The organism is Kordiimonas sp. (assembly GCF_048260245.1).
In the GTDB taxonomy this organism is placed as follows: domain Bacteria; phylum Pseudomonadota; class Alphaproteobacteria; order Sphingomonadales; family Kordiimonadaceae; genus Kordiimonas.
Window position 1 is genome coordinate 1 of the sequence record NZ_JBLXGZ010000046.1, and the last position, 21,445, is coordinate 21,445.

Sequence of the window (21,445 nt, forward strand, 5' to 3'; positions counted from 1 at the left end):
GCCGATCTCGGCCATCATGATGGCCAATGAGAAGAAGATGCGCAGTGTGCAGCAGATCAGGGCCGAGTTGCTCGAGATTTGGCGGGTGATGGAAGAATGTGTTGAGCGTGGGTGCAGCCGTGGCGGCCAGATGCCAGGGCTGAATATCAAGCGCCGCGCCGCCGCGCTATACGAGCAGCTCTCGAAGCGCCCTGAGACAGCGCTGACCGACCCGCTGACCATCCTTGACTGGGTGAACCTCTATGCCCTTGCGGTCAATGAAGAAAACGCGGTGGGTGGCCGAGTTGTCACCGCACCGACCAACGGCGCGGCGGGCATCGTGCCGGCGGTATTGCATTACTACACCCGCTTTATCCCGGGCGCGAATGATGATGGGGTTGTGCGCTTCCTGTTGACAGCGGGTGCCGTGGGTATGCTGTTCAAGGAAAACGCGTCCATCTCCGGCGCCGAGGTTGGCTGTCAGGGTGAGGTTGGTTCTGCGTGTTCCATGGCGGCAGCGGGCCTTACAGAGGTGCTTGGTGGTACACCCGAACAGGTAGAAAACGCGGCTGAGATTGGCATGGAACATAACCTTGGCCTTACCTGTGATCCCATCGGCGGGCTTGTGCAGGTACCGTGCATCGAACGAAATGCCATGGCGGCCATCAAGGCGATCAACGCCGCGCGGCTCGCCCTCAGGGGGGACGGTAAACATTTTGTCTCGCTCGACAAGGTAATCCGTACCATGCGCTTGACCGGGCGCGATATGCGGTCAAAATACAAGGAAACGGCGCGTGGTGGCTTGGCTGTCACCGTGCCGATCGCAGCTACGGTGGTCGACTGCTAGAGCGGGCCACCTCAGGGGAGGGGAGCCCGCCTTATGGAAAGCTATGTTGTTGGGGACACGTCCGTCCCGCTACTGGAAAAAACAATCGGTCAGATGCTACGGGAAACCGCAGCCGCATACCCGGATAATGAAGCGCTGGTATTTGTCGAGGACGATATCAGCCTGACATGGTCTGAACTGTTGCATGATGCGGAATCGGTTGCGGCGGGCCTGTTGGCGATGGGGCTGAGGCCCGGTGACCGTGTCGGCGTGTGGGGTCCAAACCGGGTGGAGTGGGTGCTGTCGCAGTTTGCTACGGCACTGGCTGGCCTCATCCAGGTCAATATCAACCCGGCCTACCGTTTATCCGAGCTTGAATTTGCCCTGAACAAGGTGGAATGCCGCGCGCTTATACTGGCGGACCAGTTCAAGACATCAGACTATGAGGCGATGCTACTTAAACTCGCGCCCGAGCTGCCCCGTTGCCCACACGGCAAACTGCATGCAGAGCGCTTGCCATACCTGCGTGCTGCCATCACGATGGGGGAGGAGGCACCTGGCGGCTTTTTTGCCTTTGCGGACATTGCAGACCTCGCGGATGATGAACATTACGAACAGTTAGCTGAGGTCGAGGCAACGCTCGAACCACATGATCCAATCAATGTACAATTCACGTCTGGTACCACAGGGTCGCCCAAGGGCGCGACACTTACCCACCACAACATCCTCAATAACGCGCAATTCTGTGCCCGAGGTATGCGGCTCACAGACGAAGACCGCCTTTGTGTGCCGGTACCGCTTTATCACTGTTTTGGCATGGTGATGTCCGTGTTGGCATGCCTCACGGTGGGTGCGACAGTTGTATTCCCGGCCGAGGCATTTGAGCCAGTGAGCGTGCTTGAAGCGGTGGAGGCAGAAGGCTGTACCGGGCTTCAGGGCGTGCCGACCATGTTCATTGCTGAACTCGCAGTGCCGAATTTTGCAGATTATGATCTCTCAAGCCTGCGCACCGGTATCATGGCGGGCTCACCTTGCCCCGTTGAGGTGATGAAACGGGTGATCTCCGACATGCACATGAGCGAGTGCACCATTGCTTACGGCATGACAGAGACAAGCCCTGTCAGCTTCCAGACCGGGCTTGACGACCCCATCGAGCGCCGCACATCGACCGTAGGTCGCATCCACCCACATGCGGAGGTGAAGATTATCGACGAGGACGGTAACACCGTGCCGCGCGGCACACAGGGCGAGCTGTGCACGCGGGGCTATCTTGTGATGAAGGGCTACTGGGGGGATGAGGAACGCACCGCAGATGTGCTGGACGCAGGCGGCTGGATGCATACCGGTGACCTTGGTGTGATTGATGAGGAGGGCTATTGCCGCATCACAGGCCGGGTGAAGGATATGGTTATCCGGGGCGGCGAGAATATCTACCCGCGTGAAATTGAAGAATTCCTGTTCACGCACCCCGACATTCAGGACGTGCAGATATTTGGCATACCAGACCCTAAATTCGGCGAGGAACTGTGCGCCTGGGTGCGCTTGAAGGCTGGTGTCGAGGGAGACGAGCAGTCGGTCCTCGATTTTTGCCACGGCCAGATCGCCCATTATAAAATCCCGCGTATCATTCGGTTTGTTGAAGAATATCCGATGACCGTAACCGGCAAAATCCAGAAGTTTGAGATGCGCAATGCGATGATACGGGAACTTTGCCTCGATACCATTGAGACCGCCTGAACCTTGTTATATCCGCACATATTCATGCTAACGCCATTCATCTGCCGCATTCTTTTCTAGAATGCTGACGGGGGAAGCGTGAGGATGACCAGCAATGATTCGGTTTGTTTTTCTGGTAATTGTGGCGGTGCTAATAAGCCTGCCGGTGCGGTCGGATGCGGATGCACCAGCTACAATATCGCTTGAAAAACTGTTTTCCGGCTACGGCGAGTATCTGGACGCATTGTCCAAGCGCATGCTCATCATCGCACCAGCTTATACACTGACGGCCAAACTGGCAAAGCCGGAAGAAATTGAATTGGGCTTCGATTTTGAGGGACGCCATATTTCATTCCAGCCCCAGGCAGACGGCCGCTTGCGCTTCAGGCCATCTGCCGGCATGTTGAAAGCTAACCCGGATGTGCAGACCAACCAGCCGCGCGGCACACTGGCGCTGACCTTGACCATCGATGTGGTGATGATCGCACGCAACCGCTACGTGATGGAGGAACTGCACGAACGGGTCCACAAGGCGTGGGGGCAGGTGAAAGGGTTTCGCGGTATGATGTCTATCTTTGCGTCGAAACACAGCGCGCTTCTCGTGCATTTCCCGACAAGTTGTACGGAACGAAAATGGATGGTGACCCGCCTTGGCAAGACTGTTGTCAGCGGAGCAGCGGAGCAATCCTTTGTTCTTGATTTCTCAGAGAAGCAGATTCGTAAGGCGGATCAATTGTTGCTGTCTTGCAGGCCAGACCGGTTCACCCTGAATTGATACGCTCTACTGGGGTGTTGAACTGAGATATTGCATTTGCCGGGTTAGTGGTCGATTCTGCTCTCCTTATCAGCAACAGCGGTACAAACATGACCCGAACATATGCCAGCTTTCCTGCGATTTATGCGCTTGTCAGGGAAATACCGAAGGGGCAGGTCGCAAGCTACGGTATGGTGGCGAGCTTGTTGCCGGGGGTCACGCCGCGTATTGTCGGCTTTGCCATGGCGGGCACGCCAAAAGGCGAGGGTATCCCGTGGCAGCGCGTGATCAACTCAGCAGGTAAAATCAGCGAACGGGAAGGGGCTTTGCGCCAGCGAGAAAAACTGGAGCGCGAAGGTGTGATATTTCTCGCCTCCGGCAGGGTGGACTGGAAAACACATCGCTGGCAGGGCCCGGGGGAAGCGTGGCTGGAGGAGCGCGGCATCGATTTCATGGATTTCCTGACCATCCAAAGCGGCTGGCCGGGCTGAAGGGGGCGAGGTTTCCGCGCGATACCCCGCCCATTTTCAGGTTTTCTAGAAGCTGTATTCAAGCCGAACGAAGGCATTGACGCCTGCTCCCGGCAGGCGGTCACCGAGCGCGACATCAGACTCTGCGATACGGTTGTACCCAGCCAGATGATCCTCATAGAACCGGTCGAACAGGTTTTCCACGCCTGCGGTGAGGTTAACCCTTTCGTTCACCCACCAGCCCGCATAAAGGTCGACGAGCACATAACCATCCGTTGCTGCCTCATCATTGGTAGCGGAAACCTTTTTCTGTTTGGCGACCATACGGCTGGCCGCTGTCACATACCAGGCACCGCCCTCATAGGTGAGACCCACAACCCCGCGTGCAGGTGCAATACGGTATAGGTTGTCGTCGGTATCATCCCGCTCGGCACGGACATAGCTGAAGGTGGCGTCAATATGCCAACTGTCCGAAACCGCCATGCCAAGGTCTACATCAAGCCCATAGAGCGTGGCATCCACATTCGCGAACCGGAGCGGTGTCGTGTCACCATTCATGGCCGAGATCATCTCTACCACCGTGTCACTGACTCCCGGGGTATCGTCGAAAGGCACACCCTGAATATAATCATCAACTTTGCGATAGAAGGCGGTCGGGCGCATGTAGAAGCCGCCTGAGGCATAATCCACACCCAGTTCGGCGATAAGTGTGGTTTCCGCCTTGAGCGTACGGTCACCCACATAGGTGTTGCCGTCAGCAAGCCCGCCGCTGGCCGAAATCGGCAACCAGCCAAACTGCTCAACATAACCCGGCGCGCGATTCTTGCGGGCAAGGGTCGCACGTAGCGTGCTGGTATCACTCATCTTGTACCAACCCTGGAACACAGCATCGACAAGGTCGTGTGTCATCGTCCTGTCGCCGCCATTGAAGGCCATGGCAAGCATGCCGGGCATGGCGGGCACCGCGCTGCCCACGGTAGCGTTACCGGCTGTGCTTTGGTAATGGTCGTAGCGCAGGCCAACCTCATAGCCGCTGCCCGCCTCTTCGTACCGCCATTCCGCGAAGCCACCGATGCGTTCCATCTCGATATCCGGGAAGGCACCAATGAAGAAAGCGTCATTATTGGGGTTGGTGATGGTCATGTCGTGGCTGGCATTCTCATAGTCACCGCCAAGCGACAACGTACCGGCGCCTAGTGTCTTGCTCAACGTGAGGTCCGCCGTCCATGTCTCGGCTGCTGCGACAGACCGGCGGTACATGGTCGCCATCATCGGTGCTGGACGGGATGCGTAGTTCGTCATCGCGTGGTCAATGTCAGCATATGCAACATTGGCTTCGACCATAAGCCCGTCATATCGCCCGATATAAGTGCCGCGCACGAAATCACCATTGAAAAATTCAATATCCATGGCGAATGGCGGGTTGCCTGTTTCACCAACTTTTTGGTGGCGATAGTCAAAGCCAAGCTCGTGTTTACCGTCTTCACTGCGCCAGCCGAAGCCAGCGCCGCCCACTGAGCGCTCGTAGAAAGTCCCCGCGATATCGCCACGAGCCGACCGCAGATTGCTGCCATCTTCATAAGAACCCAGAACCTGTACGCGCCAGGTGTCGCTGGCGGCGCCGACAACGCCGCCTGTTGCCACGCTCTCATCTGCACTGCGCACGGAGGCAGAGAGGCTGCCGCTGAAGTCCATATTGGCGCTGTCTGTGAAACCCACCTTCTTGAAGCTGGCGTTGACGCGCCCCGCGAGGCCGGGACCGTCAGAAACCGAGCCGACGCTGCGGGATATCTCAAGGCTGGCGACAAGCGGCAGCGGCGCATATTGAAGCGGTGGATCCATGAGGTTGGGTCCGCCTGAGCCAAACCGTTGCCCGTCGATCGAGACGGCAACACGCGCCCCCATCATGCCGCGGAACTGCACCTGCCCGGAGAGAGCGCCATTGTTGATAAGCGCGCCGCCCGGAACCCCGGCGACAAGAGCGGCAGTATCGGCGCGGGCAACCCGTGCGGGGTTGACCTCATTGTCGGTCGCTGTTGTGACGGGGCGCGCGCCGACCACAAGAATTTCCTGCAGGGTGTCGCCATCAGTGCGCTGGGCATCTGCCACTGAGGGCGCTGTCAGTATGGTTGAAGAGGCCATTGCAGCGAGCAACAGCCGTGAATGATGTACGGTCATGGAATATCTCTCCTAAGCATCGGGCAGCATGCCGCCCGGCCAAAAACAATGTGGATCAGGCTTGAGAGAGAGAGGGGGGACCGCGACCGTCATAGGATGCGGCACCAAAGCTTTTAACGGCGATTGCAGATGGCTGGAAGGAAACCGGGTCTGAAGAAAAGGGCGCGCCAGCGGGTTGGACGACCTCCGCCATGACGGCGACGGCTTGCCCGGTACACTGACGGCAATCGGTACAGGTACGTGTGCCGCCGCTTTCGCCGTCCACCTGCGCGGTTGCGGCAGCCCCGGCCTTGTCGACACTGCACCAAAGCGACAGGTCATAGCCAAAAACGCCTTGCGGACCGACACCCGGCACCATGAAACAGTTGATCTGGACAAGCGCGTTGAGCAGCACCGCGGCAACCGCGATGTCCCAAAAGGCGTTATCTTTTCTCAACCAGCGCAGCAGCATTTTCAGTTCCCGGTGGACATGAATACCCGTCCGCTATCCGAAAAGCGCTAGCAGATCAAGGCGTTTCGCCTGACGCTACATTTTGTCGCGTCCTGTCCTCGCCCGTCGTAGGCGCCGGGGTGTCATCTGGTGTTTCGGTTGCCCCCGGGGGCGCTGCGCCCACAAGTTTGCGCAGATCTTCGACGATCAATACGATGGCGGGCAGTACAAACAGCATCAGCGTGCTGGCGATTAACAGCCCTGTCGCGAGACTGACGGCCATGGGGATCAGAAACTGTGCCTGTGGGCTGGTCTCGGAGATGATCGGCAACAGGCCAAGCGCAGTGGTTATTGTGGTGAGCGCAATGGGCCGGAAACGCCTGAGCGTTGCCCGTACCGCCGCGTCGATCGGGGTCGTGTCCGGGTCCTTGAGCTCAATGTTGTAACGGTCAACCAGTACGACCGAGGCGTTCACCACAACGCCTGACAGGGCAACAATGCCAAACATCGAGATAAAGGACAGATCAAAGCCAAGCGCCATATGTCCAAGGATCGCGCCCGCGATACCAAGCGGGATTGAGACAATGATGATGACGGGTTGCAGATAGCTTTTCAATTGCGTGGCAACCAACGCATATATGACCAGAAGCGCCAGCATAAAGCCACGCAACAGCGAGACGAAGTCCTCGTTCTGTTCCCGTGATCCACCTTCAAGCTGCCATCTGAGGCCGGGATGTGTGGCCATGATATCTGGCAGAATGTCGGCCTGAATAAGCGAGTTTACCACATTTGGCGTAGTGACACTTTCATCCACATCCGCCGTGACAGTCAGGATCCGGCGCCCATTGACACGTTCAATGGAGGTCGGGCTTCGGCCCTCGTCGATATGGGCAACATGATTGAGCGGGACACCTTCCCCGGAGGGCAGGCGAATGCGCAGGCTGGACAGCGCTGCGAGGTCATGACGCGCCTCCCGCGGGTAACGCACATATACCTTGATCTCGTCACGGCCGCGCTGTATGCGCTGCACCTCTTCGCCGAAATAGGCTTGCCTCAGCTGTCGCGCCAGATCCTGCGAACGTAGCCCAGCAGCCAATCCTGCGGGGGTCATGCTGAATTCGAATTGCCGTTTACCAAGGTCCAGTCCGGCATCAATCTGGCTGACACCGTCGATAGCGCTTAGGCGGTCAGCCAGGTCAGCCGCAGCTTTTTGCAGTTCCTTCTGATCCGCGTGGCTCAACTCATAGCCGACATCCACGCTGCTTGGGCCTATCGTTGCAGCGAAGCTTAGTGTTTCTGCGCCGGGTACATTACCGACGGCTTGTTGCCAGCGACGACTGATCTCCCGCGAGGATATGCTGCGGGCATCGGTTGGCACCAATTCTACAGTGAATTGCCCCAGATGGCTGGCGATAGAGCTTGAAGAGACCGCCCCCGGCCCTGAGGCTTGGCTGTATTTGGCGCCGATTGTGACGGCCGTCGCCTTGATGACGTCTTCACCGGTCTCCTGCTTTATGTCGTCGGCAACTGTTTCCAGTGCGGTCTCCATTTGCTCCATCGCGGCGAGGGTAGCCTCGAAAGGAGCACCGTCCGGCAGGGCCAGACTGGCGGAAATCTCTGTGCCTTCAATGTTGGGAAAAAAGACAATGCGCACAATGCCTGAGCCGATCAGTGACACCGCAATGAAAATAAAGCCAATGGCTGCGGCCAAAGTTACGTAGCGATATTCGCTTGTTTTGATAATCAAACTCTGCAGAGGGCCGACAGCAAAGGAATCGAGCGCGCGAGAAACCCTCACCTGCAGGCTGCGCAGCATGCCCTTTGACCAGCGCCCTTCGTGGGAAAGGTGGGTCGGCAATATCAACATTGCTTCAATAAGGGACACAAAAAGGATGGAGATCACCGCAATGGGAATGGGGCGCGTGATTTCTGCGAAAGTGCCGGTCTGGAACAGTAACGGCGCAAACGCTGCCATAGTGGTGAGTACACCTACCAGCACCGGAGCAAAGATGTTTTTCACGCCTTCGAAAGCAGCGCGCTTGCCTTTAAAGCCCGCCTGCTGCTCAGCGTATATGTTCTCGCCCACGACAATGGCATCGTCCACCACGATGCCGATGACCACAATGAGTGCAAACAGTGTTACCATATTGAGCGACACGCCAATGCTGCCGAAAATCAGGAACCCGCCAAGAAAGCTGATCGGTATACCCATGGCGACCCAGAAGGCCAGTTTGAAATCAAGTGTGATAACCAGCATGAGGAACACCAGAGCAAAGCCAAGCAAGGCGTTGCTGGTCAGCAGGCTGATGCGGTCGGCGAGAATTTCTGTCTGGTCACGGAAGACGATCAGCGCCTGCCCTTCCGGCACGTCGACTGTTTTTACATAATTGGCGACTTGTTCTTTGACCAGCAGGATATCTTTGCTTTCATTCCTCAGGATATCGAGAAAAATTGCCGGAGCGCCGTTATATGTGTTCACAAGATCGTCGTCAGTGAGGCCGTCCGTTACACGGGCGATATCGCTCAGCCTGATGGCCTCGCCACTGGTTGTCGCGCGCAGGGTGATATTCTCGAACTCCTGACCGATTCGGGCTTTTGCGTCGGTTCGCAGAAGAATCTGGCCGCTGCCGGTCTTGATCGTGCCGCCGGAAAGCTCGACAGATGACGCCCGCACGGCATCTGCCACTTCACCGAAGGTGAGGCCGTACTTACGCAGCGTATCTTCGCTGACCTCGATTGATATTTCACGCGCGCGTGTGCCGCGCAGGTTCACCGCCGAAACAACCTCGAGCGTTAGCAGGTCGCGCTCCAACAACTCGGCCGTTGCGCGAAGGTCCTCCTCCGCCGCTTGCCCGACCAGGACCAGAGTCAGCACATTTGATAGCGACTGGGTGACTGCAACGATCGGCTCCTCGGCATTACCGGGCGGGAAATCAATCAAAGCATCAATTTCTGCCTGTACTTCGTCCTTGATCTGGTAGGCATCCACAAAATCCTCAAGCTCCAGCACCACGCTGGCGCGGTTCTCGAAGGCATAGGAACGCACACGCTCGACCCCGTTAATGCCAAGTACGGCTTCTTCGACCCGCCGGGTGATACTGTCTTCGACCTCAAGCGGTGTCGCGCCGGGATAATTGACGCTGACAGTAATCGTGCCTACATCGACTGTGGGAAACACCTCGGACCGCATGGTCACTGCGGTCATAAGCCCGCCGACGATCAGAAAAACCATCAGCAGGTTGGTCATCACGGGGTTCTGGAGGAAATTGGCAACGAGGGAGAGTATACCGCTCCCTTCAAGCTTTTCTTCACTCATGAGGGCTCTCCGTCGCGGTGGCGAACTTTCACTGGACGGTTAACGAAGCTTGTCGGCACCTCTGTCGTGACAACGCCATCACCTGCATCGAATGGCCGGGTGTATAGAATGTCCTCTTTCACATCGACGACATCGACGATGGTTTGTTTCAATTTGCCGCTGCTGACGGTCCACACGCTATTGGTGGTTGCCAGTGCAGATGACGGAAGTTCATACATCTCACCATCGATCTGGCGCTTGGCGGAAACTGTGACAAATGTGCCAGGTACCCACGAGGTATCCTTGGGTAAGCTGATAAAAACATTCTGCAGCCGCGTGGTGGTGCTCAGGTTGCCGCCAATGCTGGTTATGGTGGCAGGAACCGGCATGTCAGGCGCAAGATCGGAAACCACATCCACGGCTTTCCCCTGTGCGAGGTCAAGCAGGACAATGTCTTCCGGTGCCATGCTCACGCGCACGCGCAAGCCATCAGTAGCGTACAGGTTGCCGTATTGACCGGTGGTGTTGACCAGTTGTCCCCGCTCGATGCGGCTTTCTGTTATACGGGCGTCGTAAGCAAGCGTGTAGCGTGTACGTTTCAGGTTGAGTTTTGCCTGTTCCACCGCAGCTTTGGCTGAGAGCAATGTGGCCCGGCGTGCCTTTACCTGAGGCTCCTTGGCAACAAGGGGCGGGGTCGGCTCGTCAGGGAAGACCTGTTTCCAGTCCTTTATGAAGTTCCCGGCTGTTGCTTCGGTCTGCAGCAACTCGGCCTCGGCACTTGCGACCTGCGCTTCGGCCTGCTTGAGCGCCAACTCATAATCGGTTGGATCGATCTGGAACAGGGCTTCACCGGCTTTCACCACTTTTCCCGGCATCATGTTGGGACTTATGTGGGTGATGCGCCCTGACACTTGCGGGCTGATGTCTACACTGGCGCGGGCTTCCACCTCGCCGGTGGCGGTGCGGGTGAGGGTGTATGAAACCCTTGCGGGCTGGGTCGTGTCTACGACGACATTTTCCAGCGTTGACGAGATGTCAGGCCCTGAAGATGCACTGTGGCGGATCAGCTTTGTGATGCCGATCGTGCCGACAACCACCAGTATGACAAAGATGATCTGGATAAAACCAACCGAACTTTCGGACTTCCGTTTCACGTGAAAGGCTTCAATAACCCGTTTCATGAATATCCCTTGGAAAATGTTTTAGTGTTCAATTACGGCAGCGATGAACTGCCCCCCTGCAGTTATATACGTGCGATATTGTTCAACCAGTCAAAAATAAAGTGACTGGTGCCACAAGGCACCGTCACTTTATAATGGATAGGGCGAAAACGCGCCGGTGCAAAAGCATGCTCCCGCTGCGTTGAATATGGCGTCAGCGCCAAATACCCCGGGTATCGATCACCACTTTTTCAGCCAGCTTGACCGGCGCTATGCGCTTGAAGGGCTTATGGTCGACAAGCAGAACAAGAATGTCTGCTGTCTCCATTGCATCTTCCGTTGTTGTAAGGGTGATGCCCTTGTCGGAAAGCGAGGCAGGCAGTTCATCGATGTTGGGCTCCACCGCTATAAGGTTGCAGTCTAATTCCTCGGCAAGGCGCTTGGTGATTTCCAGCGCCGGACTGGAGCGAAGATCGTCGATATCTGCTTTGAAGGCGAGCCCAAAACACGCAACCGTTGGCTCTTTGAACCGGTTGGTTGCGCGTTTGACTTTTTCAATAACCACCGCTGGCTTGTTGTCGTTCACTTCGCGCGATGTCCTTATCAGCCGGGCTTGCTCAGGGGCCGCGTCAACAATGAACCAGGGATCGACCGCAATACAGTGACCGCCCACGCCGGGGCCCGGTTGCAGAATGTTGACCCTCGGATGTTTGTTCGCAAGACTTATCAGCTCCCAAACGTCAATATCCAGCTTGTCGGCAATCAGGGACAGTTCATTTGCGAAGGCGATATTGACATCGCGAAACGCATTTTCGGACAGTTTGGCCATTTCCGCGGTGCGAGCGTTGGTACGGTAACAATTACCTTTGACAAAAATTTCGTAGAGCGCCTCTGCCCGGTCTGCGCACTCTTCCGTTATGCCGCCGATGATGCGGTCGTTTTGCACCAGCTCAATCAAGACCCGGCCGGGGAGCACACGCTCGGGGCAGTGGGCTGCGTGGTAACTTCTCCCACACATGCCTTTCAGGTCGGGGCGCTCTTCCTCGAGCCATGCGACCATCTTGTCGGTGGCGCCCGGCGGAACAGTCGATTCCAGCACAATCAGGTTCCCGTTCCGGACATAAGGTGCAATCGACCTCGTCGCCGCCTCGACGTAGGAAAGGTCAGGGCTGAATCCGTCCTTGAACGGGGTTGGTACAGCAATGATGAAGGCATCTGCTTCTGTTGGGGTGGTTTGTGCTTTCAGGGAGCCATTTGCGACCACACCCTGCAGCAAGCCGTCAAGGTCCACCTCAACAATATGGGCTTTGCCTGAATTGATGGTGCGGACAGCCTTCTCATTGGTGTCGACACCAATAACCTGAACGCCGGATTTTGCAAATACGGCAGCGGTAGGGAGGCCAATATACCCCAAGCCTACGACGCAAATGGTCTCAAACTTATGCATTTTTGATAGCCTTTAGAATCTGTTGTGCTGCTGTGCCGTCCCCGTAGGGGTTATGGGCTGTAGCCATCCGGTTGTAATAATCCGTGTCGTCAAGCAGCAGGCTTGCCTCGGACACAATTTTGTCTCTGTCCGTGCCCACGAGCTTCACCGTGCCGGCCGCGACGGCCTCCGGACGCTCGGTGGTATCGCGCATCACGAGCACTGGTTTGCCAAGCGACGGCGCTTCTTCCTGCACGCCACCGGAATCAGTCAGTATGATGTGGCTGCGGTTCATCAGGTAAACAAAGGCGGGATAGTCCTGTGGTGCAATCAGGTGCACATTTGGCTTGCCTTGCAAGGCCTTTTCAACCGGTCCCTTTACATTGGGATTGAGGTGGACCGGATAGAGAATTTCGCAATCCTCGCGGCCGGCCAGCGACGCCAGTGCTGCGCACATGTTCTCAAAGCCGCGTCCAAAGCTTTCACGCCGGTGTCCGGTTACAAGGATGAGCTTTTTGTCCTGCCGCAGAAAAGAGAATTTTTCGTCGAACATCCTGACGGTATCGGCATTTTTAAGAATTTTGTCGCGCGCGATGAAAAGGGCATCGACCACTGTGTTTCCGGTTACGAAGATTTTTTCATCGGCGATGTTCTCCAGCTTCAGGTTCTTGCGTGATCCTTCGGTGGGCGCAAAGCAAAGCGTTGAAAGGTTGTCCGTAATCAGCCGGTTCGCTTCTTCGGGCCACGGAGAGTAAAGGTTATGCGTTCTCAGGCCTGCTTCCACATGGCCGATGGCGATTTTCTGGTAGTAGGCCGCAAGTGAAGCCGACATGGTAGTGTTGGTATCGCCGTGAACAAGCACCATGTCCGGTTTCTCAGCTTCAAGCACTGTGCTGAGGCCGGTCAGTATTCGTGCTGTTGTGTCTGCAAGCCCTTGTGAATGCTGCATGATGTCAAGATCATGATCCACGCGGATTTCGAAAAAGCCAAGCACCTGATCCAGCATGTCTCTATGTTGTGCTGTGATGCATACCCGGTTGTCGATGGTCGGATCCGCTTCAAGCGCGTGCACAACCGGGGCCATTTTGATAGCCTCTGGCCGGGTGCCAAATATTTGCATTACTTTCATCAAAAGTATCACCTTTAGTATCGGGTGCGCCGAAATATGACGCTCTCTGAAATAATAGTCCGTTAGTTATAGTATGTACGGTACCAGTCAACGAATCTCTTGACGCCGACTTCGATTGGGGTATCTGGCCGATAGCCGGTAAAGGCGTGCAGGCTTTCCACGCTGGCTTTTGTATCCGGCACGTCTCCGGGCTGTAACGGCAGGTATTCCTTGACCGCCTCCCGGCCGAGGCATTCTTCCAGCAGTTCAATATACCGCATGAGTTTAACGGGTGTGCCATTGCCGATATTGTGAATGCGCCACGGCGCCGCCGATGAAGCGGCTGCAGGGGCGTTCCCGTTCCAGGCAGGGTCCGGAATTGCCGGGTTGTCAAGCACTGCGACAACGCCGCGCACAATATCGTCAATATAGGTGAAATCCCGCATGTGGTTTCCATTATTGAAAACCTTGAGCGGCCGCCCCTTGGTGATTGCGTCGGCAAACAGAATGGGTGACATGTCCGGCCGGCCCCAGGGGCCGTAGACGGTAAAAAAACGCAGTCCTGTGGTTGGAATGCCAAAGAGATGGGAATAGCTGTGTGCCATTAGTTCATTGGCGCGTTTGGTGGCACCATAGAGCGCGACCTGATGGTCTGCGGGCTCGTCAACGCTGAAAGGCATGTTCGTGTTGGCGCCGTAGACCGAACTGCTGGAGGCATAGACAAGATGCCGGACTTTGTGGTGCCGACATCCCTCAAGGACGGTGAGGAAGCCGGTGATATTGCTGTCGATATATTCGAACGGGGCTTCAAGCGAATGGCGAACACCCGCCTGCGCCGCGAGGTTGATGACGCCGTCGAACTGTTCGCGCTCGAACAGGGCTGCCATACCTTCCCGGTCCTCAAGGGCTATTTGCTCAAAACGGTAGAGACCGCTGCGGTCGAGGTCGGCCCGGCAAACTTCGGGGTATATTTTCTCCTGAAGGGACCCGGCCGCGAAGGAGGCGGTTCTGGCAAGCCGGGCCTGCTTGAGGGCGGGGTCATAATAACTGTTCAGGTTATCGGTACCGACAACCTCGTCGCCACGCGCCAACAAATACAAGGCAACGTGGCTTCCGATAAAGCCCGCAGCGCCCGTGACCAAAACCTTCATGTGATTTTCCCGCCAACAATAAAGTGGCCACAGTCTCTATCTAACTCATGACAAGTTCAAGACCTAACCTTTGGCGCGTACATAATGTCGGCGAGATGGCCGAAGTTTGCGGGCGGTCTCTCTGGCTTTTTCGTTATCCTTCTCGGCCTCGCGGAGCTGCTGGTATTCACCGGTTTTATACTGGATTGGCCAGTGCGGGTCAGTGACGCCGTAATGCGCCGCTGCCCGGCGGGTGAACGCCGGGTCATTGAGGTGAGGCCGCGCGAGAGCCACAAGATCGGCGCGACCCGCCGCGAGAATGGTGTTTATCTGTTCCGGCAACGTAATGGCACCAACCGTCATAACCGGCAGGCCGGTTTCATGGCGAATGAGGTCTGCAAACGGGACCTGATACATACGGCCGTAAACCGGTTTCTGCTGCGGTACGGTCTGCCCGGTCGAGACGTTGATCAAGTCGACGCCAGCCTCCTTGAATGCCTGGCAAATGGTTTTCAGGTCGGCGCGGCTGATACCGCCGTCGGCCCAGTCCCAGGCGGAAATGCGCACGGAAATTGGCCGGTCTGCCGGGAAAGCGTCGCGCATTGCCCGGAACACCTCAAGCGGATACCGTGCGCGATTTTCCGCGCTGCCGCCATAGGTATCGGTACGGGTGTTGGTCAGCGGAGACAGGAAGCTGGCGATCAGATAGCCATGGGCGGCATGGAGTTCAATCATGTCGAACCCGGCGCGGCCAGCGCGTTCGGCAGCGCCGGCAAATTCCGCCTTGATCCGGTCCATATCGGCACGGTCCATGGCTTTTGGCGCCGCGTTTACACCGGCTTTGAACGGGATGGCCGAAGCGCTGAGAAGGGGCCAGTTATCGCTGTCCTTGGGCAGGTCGGAGCCTTCCTTCGGATGCTTGGTCGAACCCTTGCGTCCGGCATGGCCAATCTGCATGCAGACCTTGGCACCGGAGTTTTCATGAATGAAAGCAACGATTTGCTTCCATGCCGCTTCCTGGGCGTCGTTCCATATGCCGGGGCAGAAGTCAGTGATGCGGGCATCGGGGGAGGGGCAGGTCATCTCGGTAAAGACGAGACCTGCGCCGCCGGTGCCGCGCGCACCCAGGTGCACCATATGCCAATCCGACGGCATGCCGTCAGTTGCGGCATATTGTGCCATGGGCGCTACAACAACCCGGTTTGAAAGTGTCATGTTCCGCAAGCGAAACGGTGTGAACATAGGGGTCGGATTCTGTGCAGGATCAGCCCGAATCTGTGCAGGATCTGTGCAGGAATCCTGCACTGTTTGTGCAGGAACTGTGTCGTAAAATTCAGCTTCAACATGGCTGAGAAAATCAGCATCGCGCAGCCCGAGGTTATCCCAGGTGATGCTTTTCGACCGTGACATCAGTGCAAAGGCAAAAGTGTATCGCGTCTTGTCGAAATGACGCGGCATGTCCTCGAACCAGCGCAGGGATACATCGGCAGCATGCTGGATAATTTCAACCGGTGTGCGACGGTTTTCTTCATAAGCCGCAGCGATGGCATCCTTGTCCCCGATATTGTCGAGCACAGCGTCCGACAGACCGATGGCGCATTCCATCGCCAACTTGGTGCCGGAGCCGATTGACCAGTGAGCGCTGGCTTTTGCGTCCCCCAGCAGGAGGGTCTTCCCGTCATACCACTGATCGCAACGCACCCGGGGGAATTGCCGCCAGATCGACCGGTTGGTAATAAAGCCGTGGCCCTGAAGTTCGCTACTGAACACCTGCTCAAGGTAGCGGGCGCTTTCGGCCTCGCTCATGTTCGCAAAGCCGCAAGCCTCATAGGCTTCGGGTGTACATTCCACCACCCATGTCGATTTGCCCGCCTCATATTCATAGGTATGGGCGCAGAAATGGCCCTCCGGGGTTTCCTTGAAAAAAAACGTAAAGGCATCCAGCGGGCAGGTTGAACCAAGCCAGGTGAAATGATTTTTACGCAGCTCAACCGTGCGCCCGAAGGCTTCGGCGCGGGCTTCCCGGATGGCGCTGCCAATCCCGTCGGCGGCGATGATGAGGTCACTGTCGGGGAAATCGGTTTCAACGGTTTCCGGATTGATGCGTTTGCCGAACTCAAGCCGGACCCCGGTTTCGCGGCAGCGCTGGATAAGAATTTCCAGCAGCTTGAAACGGGAACAACCGGCAAACCCATTGCCGCCTATGATGGTGCGCACGCCGTCTTTAACGGAAACAATATCCTGCCAGTACGCGAAATGATCGCGGATGAGGTCGTAACTTTCCGGGTCGGCGGCGAAAAACTCATCAAGGGTTTCGTCAGAAAAAACGACACCGAAGCCGAAGGTGTCGCCCTCCTGATTCTGTTCAATCACTTCAATGTCAAAGTCGGGCCGCGCTTTTTTTGTCAGAAGGGCGAAATAAAGGCCACCGGGGCCGCCGCCAATAACGGTAATTTTCATTGCATCTCTCCCTCAGTCACGCGGCAAAACAGCGGTGGTTTCGATCTCGATTTTGGCTTTATCTTCCATCAGGCGGGACACCTCGACACACGCCATGACGGGATAGTTTTTGCCCATCAGTTCCCGCCAGATTTGGCCAAGGCCCCGGAGGTTGGCGATATATTCATCCCGGTCCGTCACATACCATGTCATGCGGGCGACATGCTCGGGGCTGGCGCCAGCTACCGCCATAACAGCGAGCGTGTTTTCCAGGGTTTGCCGAACCTGGCCCAGAAAATCCTCGGCCTCAAACACCATGTCTTTGGTCCAGCCAATCTGTCCGGCAACAAAGACCATACGGCCTTCCGCCGTCACGCCGTTGGAATAACCGCTGGGCCGTGGCCAGCCTTCGGGCAACAATGTTTTCATGCGTTGTCTCCTTGTGAAGCCTCTGATGAGGACGGGCCCTGCCACTGCGTCATGGCGGCGCGAAGGTCATCGGGCCATGGCTGGCTTTTGCCGGTTTCCATATCCATGTGTACAAGTATAAGTTTGCCGCTCAGGCGTGCTTCAGCGCCACAATGGGCCGCGATGCGAAGGGTGCAACTGCTGCTGCCCAGTCGCTCGACGAAGAGGCTGAAGACCAACTGGTCCTCAAGCTTGCTGGGGGTGTGAAAATCCACCTCAATGTGGGCGGTGGGGACAGCCCGGCGCTCAACCAGATGCAACTGGCGAAAACTGGCATCCAGCGCCTGTGCAAACCAGTCCTCCACCAGATCATTGATCAGCCCGAAATAGCGTGGGTAGAACATGATGCCCGCTGCATCCACATGGGCGAACCGTACCTGTACATCATTTTTAAAACTGGGCATTCATCGCTTCCCATATTTGCAATTTTCGAAATTACTTTAGCACTAAATTAAATTTACAGCAAGCGATTGCCTGCCCTGAAGGTGATGTCGTGGACCGTGTGACACAAAGAAACCGATAGCAGGGCGCGTGGACATCTTTCTGGGCGCCGCTTTTCCCAGCCTTTGGTTCGGGATAGCCTGGCGCAGAGCCTGCAATGATTCGGGGTGTGAAGTGTGGCTTTACCGACACGGCTCAACCCCTATGCCCTTCAATATGGCGTAAGGTTTGACTGTGGCGGATTTGATGGTTATTTATACTTGAGTGTATATTAGCCCAAAAGGCCGATTTTTTTAATGAACTGGAGCGTGACCATGCGTTTTGCAATTATGATAGCAGCTTTTGGCGTTGTTGCCGGTGTGTCTGCGTTTGTACCTTCGATGACCCCGGCCGCCTATGCGCAAACCGTGGATGCGGCCCAAATAGCGCTTGAGGCAGAGCTGGTGGCTGCGGCGGGTGACCCCGCAGCCCTTGATGCGATTCTGGCGCGCGAGCAGGCAGCGGGTAATACTAACCGGCTGGCACGGGCAATGGCGGGTGCATCAAGAACCTTGGCGGTGACTGATGTGGCCGCAGCGGCGGCGTTAATTATCAAAGCCGTGTCTGTCGCGGAGTCGGGGGATTCTGGCGCGCAGGACGCGGTCGGCAGCGCAGCAAGCGCAGTTGCTACGACAGCGGCCAGTCGGGGTGAGGCGGCCGTGTCTGCGAATGTTACGACCGCGGTAGCAGTATCTGGCGCCACCTCAATTGCAATTGGTTATGTCAATGCGGGCGGCTCTGCGGGAACGGGTATCCCACAAGGCCAGCAGCAGACGCCGCAAACGCAAGAGGTTCAGCCGCCGGTTGAACCCGGTCCCGACGCTCCGGACACGCCTGTCTTGCCCGTCATTGTGGAGCCCAACCCGGCACAAACCGGCAGCCCGACCTGAGTGTCGGTATAGCGAATAAAGAAAGGGTCGGGGCTATGCTCCGGCCCTTTTTTATTGGCCGCCGCCTTTATTGGCCGCCGTCCCCAGAATGACCTAGTGCGCCGTAGTTTTACTGCGAGGGGGAAGGCGGGTTTATGGCTATGGCATGTGATGACATCCTCGCGTGCCGGGCCGTGGCTTAAGGCGAATAATGCCCCCGGATGTCACCCTTATGTCCGGCTTCCTTATGTCTGCTTTACTTCCTTATGTCTGCTTTACAGGGGCGGGTAGCGGCTCCCATCGATATTTGACGTGTGACTTGGCAACATGTTCCTTCCAAGCCACAGACGATCGGGAGTATAGCCATGAGCATCTACACGAAAATCAAGGAAGACCACGACGAGATGCGCGATCTCTTGCAGCGGATTGAAGCCCTTGGCCCGCACGAGAATGACGCGCGTGATAACCTTTTCAATATGTTGAAGGAGAAGGCGATTGTACACAGTAAGGCGGAAGAGAAGGCTTTCTATAATCCGCTCAAGCGGTTCAAGGGCCTGAAGGAAGAGATTGAACACGGCAAGGAGGAGCATGAGGAAGCTGAACAGCTGCTGGAGGAGCTAACAGACACGTCGCTCGGCGGTACAGCCTGGATGCAGAAGTTCCGCAGCCTTAAAGACTCGCTCGAGCATCACATGAACGAGGAAGAACGTGAAATCTTCCCCGATGCTGAGGAAGTTCTCTCCCGCGAGCGTGAAGAGAATATGGAGCAGGAGATGATCGAGCGGGAAGACAAGGAAAAGTACGACAGCGATATCGACCATCGCCGCAAGGACCATATTTGGGACAAGTTGCTGTAATCTGCTTACGGTCCGTTGGTGAAATGAGGCGCTGTCGTTAGCACGGCGCCTTTTTCAGTTTAAAGCGTTGTATTTTTCCCGTTTGTGTTTTTGGCAAGGCCGGGATGAACTCAATCGCGCGGGGATATTTATAGGGTGCAATGGTTTGTTTTACATGATGCTTGAGCGCTTCCTTGAGCGCGTCATCCCCTTTTGCCTCAGGTGTCAGCACCACAAAAGCTTTGACGATCTGTCCGCGGGCCTTGTCTGGCGCGCCAATTACCGCGCATTCTGCGACAGCTTCATGGGCTAGCAAAGCGGCCTCTACCTCTGGTCCGCCAATGTTGTAGCCGGAGGAGATAATCATATCGTCCGACCGCGCAACAAAGGTGAAATAGCCATCTTCACTTTGGTGGTAGGTATCGCCGGTGATGTTCCAGCCGCGCTGGACATAGGCCGTTTGTCGCGCGTCTGCCATATAGCGGCACCCTGTTGGCCCCTTGACCGCCAACCGCCCGGTGGCCGGGGGAGCAAGGGCCTGACCGTTTTCATCCAGTACGCAGGCGGTATAGCCGGGCACGGGTTTGCCGGTTGCGCCGGGCCGGATGTCCTCTTCGCGGGCGGCAATAAAGATATGGATCATCTCGGTTGCGCCGATTCCGTCCAGCAATTTCAGGCCCGTGCGATCATACCACTCCTGCCATGTGGCTTCCGGCAGGCTTTCACCCGCCGATATACAGCGCCGGAGGCTGGATATATCATGCCCCTTAAGGGTGGCAAGCAGGGCACGGTAGGCGGTGGGCGCAGTAAACAGCAGGGTCACGCCCGCGTGGCCGACGGTGTCCAGCAGGGCGTCAGGCGTTGGCGCTGCGGGTAAAGCGACGGCGGCACCGAACCGGGCGGGGAATACCACCAGCGCCCCAAGCCCGAAGGTGAAGGCAATAGGTGGCGATCCACAAAATACATCGGCCTCGTCTGGTGCAAGAATATGGGCGGCATATGTATCTGCCATGACAAGAATATCGCGGTGAAAATGCATGCAGGCCTTTGGCTCACCCGTTGTGCCGGATGTGAATGCAAGCAGGGCGACATCGTCTTGCGCTGTTGGCACGGCATCAAATTCGGTACCCTTGCCCCTCATGTGTGTTTCAAGGTCGGCGCCGGTGTTGCCGAAAGTCATGGTGGTGAGGGGGTGGTCGTTCAGTTGGGCGGCGGTGGCCAGTTCTGCCGCCAAGGTATCTTCCGTCAGCGCGAGGCTGATTTTTGCCTTGTCGCAGATCTGTGCAAGCTCGGGCGCGCGCAACAGGGGCATGGTGGCCACGGCCACGCCGCCAGCCTTCAACACGGCGTACCAGCAGGCAATCATCATGGCAGTGTTGCGGCCCCGCAGTAGCACCCGCCCGCCGGGCACCAGATGCATCTCATCGGTTAATACATGGGCAATGCGGTTGACCGTGTTGGTCAGCTCCCGGTAGCTCCATTGCCCGCCTTCCCAGATGACGGCGGGGCGGTCCGGCTTGCCGCCTTGCAGCAATATCTCGGCGGCGTTCAGCCGTTCGGGGTACTCAAGCGCGGGCAAGTCGAAGCGAAGCTCGGGCCATAAGCTGCGGTCGGGCAGGTTGTCCCGCGTAAAACTGTCACGATGCGCTGACTGGTACATGGTCCGGGCTCCCCTCCCTTATGTTCCTGTATGTTCCTGTATGGCCCTGGTGGTTTTGCGTGCAAATCCTAGTCGGTCAGCAGTTGTCGTGCGATGACCAGTTTCTGGACCTCGGACGCGCCCTCGTAAATTCTCAACGCCCTGATTTCCCGGTATAATTCCTCTACCTTCACGCCCTTGGTAACCCCCATGCCGCCAAACAGCTGCAAGGCTTTGTCGAT

18 protein-coding genes are annotated in these 21,445 nt (G+C 56.9%); 6 read left to right on the top strand and 12 right to left on the bottom strand.

Features of this window, described 5'->3' with window-relative positions; all coding sequences use genetic code 11:
* From ACN0VM_RS16550 to ACN0VM_RS16565, 4 genes are all read left to right on the top strand, one after another.
* Positions 1 to 826, top strand: an 826-nt coding sequence (locus ACN0VM_RS16550; protein WP_417452006.1) for an L-serine ammonia-lyase, incomplete at its 5' end; no start/stop codon positions are given.
* 33 nt (positions 827 to 859) lie between these two features.
* Positions 860 to 2,542, top strand: a complete 1,683-nt coding sequence (locus ACN0VM_RS16555) for an AMP-binding protein (protein WP_417452007.1) — start codon at positions 860 to 862, stop codon at positions 2,540 to 2,542.
* A gap of 94 nt (positions 2,543 to 2,636) precedes the next feature.
* Positions 2,637 to 3,296, top strand: coding sequence for a hypothetical protein (locus ACN0VM_RS16560; protein WP_417452008.1), 660 nt, complete (start codon positions 2,637 to 2,639; stop codon positions 3,294 to 3,296).
* 89 nt (positions 3,297 to 3,385) lie between these two features.
* A complete protein-coding gene (locus tag ACN0VM_RS16565) occupies positions 3,386 to 3,766 on the top strand; it encodes an MGMT family protein (protein ID WP_417452009.1) in 381 nt (126 codons plus the stop codon).
* Positions 3,767 to 3,811: 45 nt separating this feature from the next.
* Here the strand turns inward: ACN0VM_RS16565 and ACN0VM_RS16570 are convergent, their stop codons facing one another.
* From ACN0VM_RS16570 to ACN0VM_RS16615, 10 genes are all read right to left on the bottom strand, one after another.
* A complete protein-coding gene (locus ACN0VM_RS16570) occupies positions 3,812 to 5,923 on the bottom strand; it encodes a TonB-dependent receptor plug domain-containing protein (protein WP_417452010.1) in 2,112 nt (703 codons plus the stop codon).
* A 55-nt stretch (positions 5,924 to 5,978) separates the two neighbouring features.
* Positions 5,979 to 6,374 (bottom strand): hypothetical protein, encoded by a 396-nt coding sequence (locus ACN0VM_RS16575; RefSeq protein WP_417452011.1) that lies wholly within the window; start codon positions 6,372 to 6,374, stop codon positions 5,979 to 5,981.
* Positions 6,375 to 6,429: 55 nt separating this feature from the next.
* Positions 6,430 to 9,669 (bottom strand): efflux RND transporter permease subunit, encoded by a 3,240-nt coding sequence (locus ACN0VM_RS16580; protein ID WP_417452012.1) that lies wholly within the window; start codon positions 9,667 to 9,669, stop codon positions 6,430 to 6,432.
* Positions 9,666 to 10,829 carry an efflux RND transporter periplasmic adaptor subunit gene (locus ACN0VM_RS16585; protein WP_417452013.1) on the bottom strand — a complete coding sequence of 388 codons (1,164 nt, stop codon included), beginning with the start codon at positions 10,827 to 10,829 and terminating at the stop codon, positions 9,666 to 9,668. The genes ACN0VM_RS16580 and ACN0VM_RS16585 overlap by 4 nt, the downstream gene beginning before the upstream one ends.
* A gap of 193 nt (positions 10,830 to 11,022) precedes the next feature.
* A complete protein-coding gene (wecC, locus tag ACN0VM_RS16590; RefSeq protein ID WP_417452014.1) occupies positions 11,023 to 12,255 on the bottom strand; it encodes a UDP-N-acetyl-D-mannosamine dehydrogenase in 1,233 nt (410 codons plus the stop codon).
* Positions 12,248 to 13,363, bottom strand: coding sequence for a non-hydrolyzing UDP-N-acetylglucosamine 2-epimerase (gene wecB, locus ACN0VM_RS16595; RefSeq protein ID WP_417452015.1), 1,116 nt, complete (start codon positions 13,361 to 13,363; stop codon positions 12,248 to 12,250). Before wecB ends, wecC begins: the two co-directional genes overlap by 8 nt.
* A gap of 62 nt (positions 13,364 to 13,425) precedes the next feature.
* Positions 13,426 to 14,493: an NAD-dependent epimerase gene (locus ACN0VM_RS16600; RefSeq protein ID WP_417452016.1), complete on the bottom strand. Its 1,068-nt coding sequence runs from the start codon at positions 14,491 to 14,493 to the stop codon at positions 13,426 to 13,428.
* 63 nt (positions 14,494 to 14,556) lie between these two features.
* Positions 14,557 to 16,932 carry a bifunctional salicylyl-CoA 5-hydroxylase/oxidoreductase gene (locus tag ACN0VM_RS16605; protein WP_417452017.1) on the bottom strand — a complete coding sequence of 792 codons (2,376 nt, stop codon included), beginning with the start codon at positions 16,930 to 16,932 and terminating at the stop codon, positions 14,557 to 14,559.
* 12 nt (positions 16,933 to 16,944) lie between these two features.
* Positions 16,945 to 17,340: a RidA family protein gene (locus tag ACN0VM_RS16610; RefSeq protein WP_417452018.1), complete on the bottom strand. Its 396-nt coding sequence runs from the start codon at positions 17,338 to 17,340 to the stop codon at positions 16,945 to 16,947.
* Positions 17,337 to 17,783, bottom strand: coding sequence for an acyl-CoA thioesterase (locus ACN0VM_RS16615; RefSeq protein ID WP_417452019.1), 447 nt, complete (start codon positions 17,781 to 17,783; stop codon positions 17,337 to 17,339). Before ACN0VM_RS16615 ends, ACN0VM_RS16610 begins: the two co-directional genes overlap by 4 nt.
* Before the next feature lie 351 nt (positions 17,784 to 18,134).
* Between ACN0VM_RS16615 and ACN0VM_RS16620 the strand changes: the two genes are divergently transcribed.
* Positions 18,135 to 18,749 (top strand): hypothetical protein, encoded by a 615-nt coding sequence (locus tag ACN0VM_RS16620; RefSeq protein ID WP_417452020.1) that lies wholly within the window; start codon positions 18,135 to 18,137, stop codon positions 18,747 to 18,749.
* A 344-nt stretch (positions 18,750 to 19,093) separates the two neighbouring features.
* A complete protein-coding gene (locus ACN0VM_RS16625; RefSeq protein ID WP_417452021.1) occupies positions 19,094 to 19,585 on the top strand; it encodes a hemerythrin domain-containing protein in 492 nt (163 codons plus the stop codon).
* A gap of 37 nt (positions 19,586 to 19,622) precedes the next feature.
* On the opposite strand, the gene ACN0VM_RS16630 is transcribed toward ACN0VM_RS16625, so the two are convergent.
* Together ACN0VM_RS16630 and ACN0VM_RS16635 are read right to left on the bottom strand one after the other, a co-directional pair.
* Positions 19,623 to 21,224, bottom strand: coding sequence for an AMP-binding protein (locus ACN0VM_RS16630; RefSeq protein ID WP_417452022.1), 1,602 nt, complete (start codon positions 21,222 to 21,224; stop codon positions 19,623 to 19,625).
* Between the two features lie 68 nt (positions 21,225 to 21,292).
* The coding region (locus ACN0VM_RS16635; protein ID WP_417452023.1) for an acyl-CoA dehydrogenase family protein at positions 21,293 to 21,445 on the bottom strand (153 nt) is incomplete at its 5' end.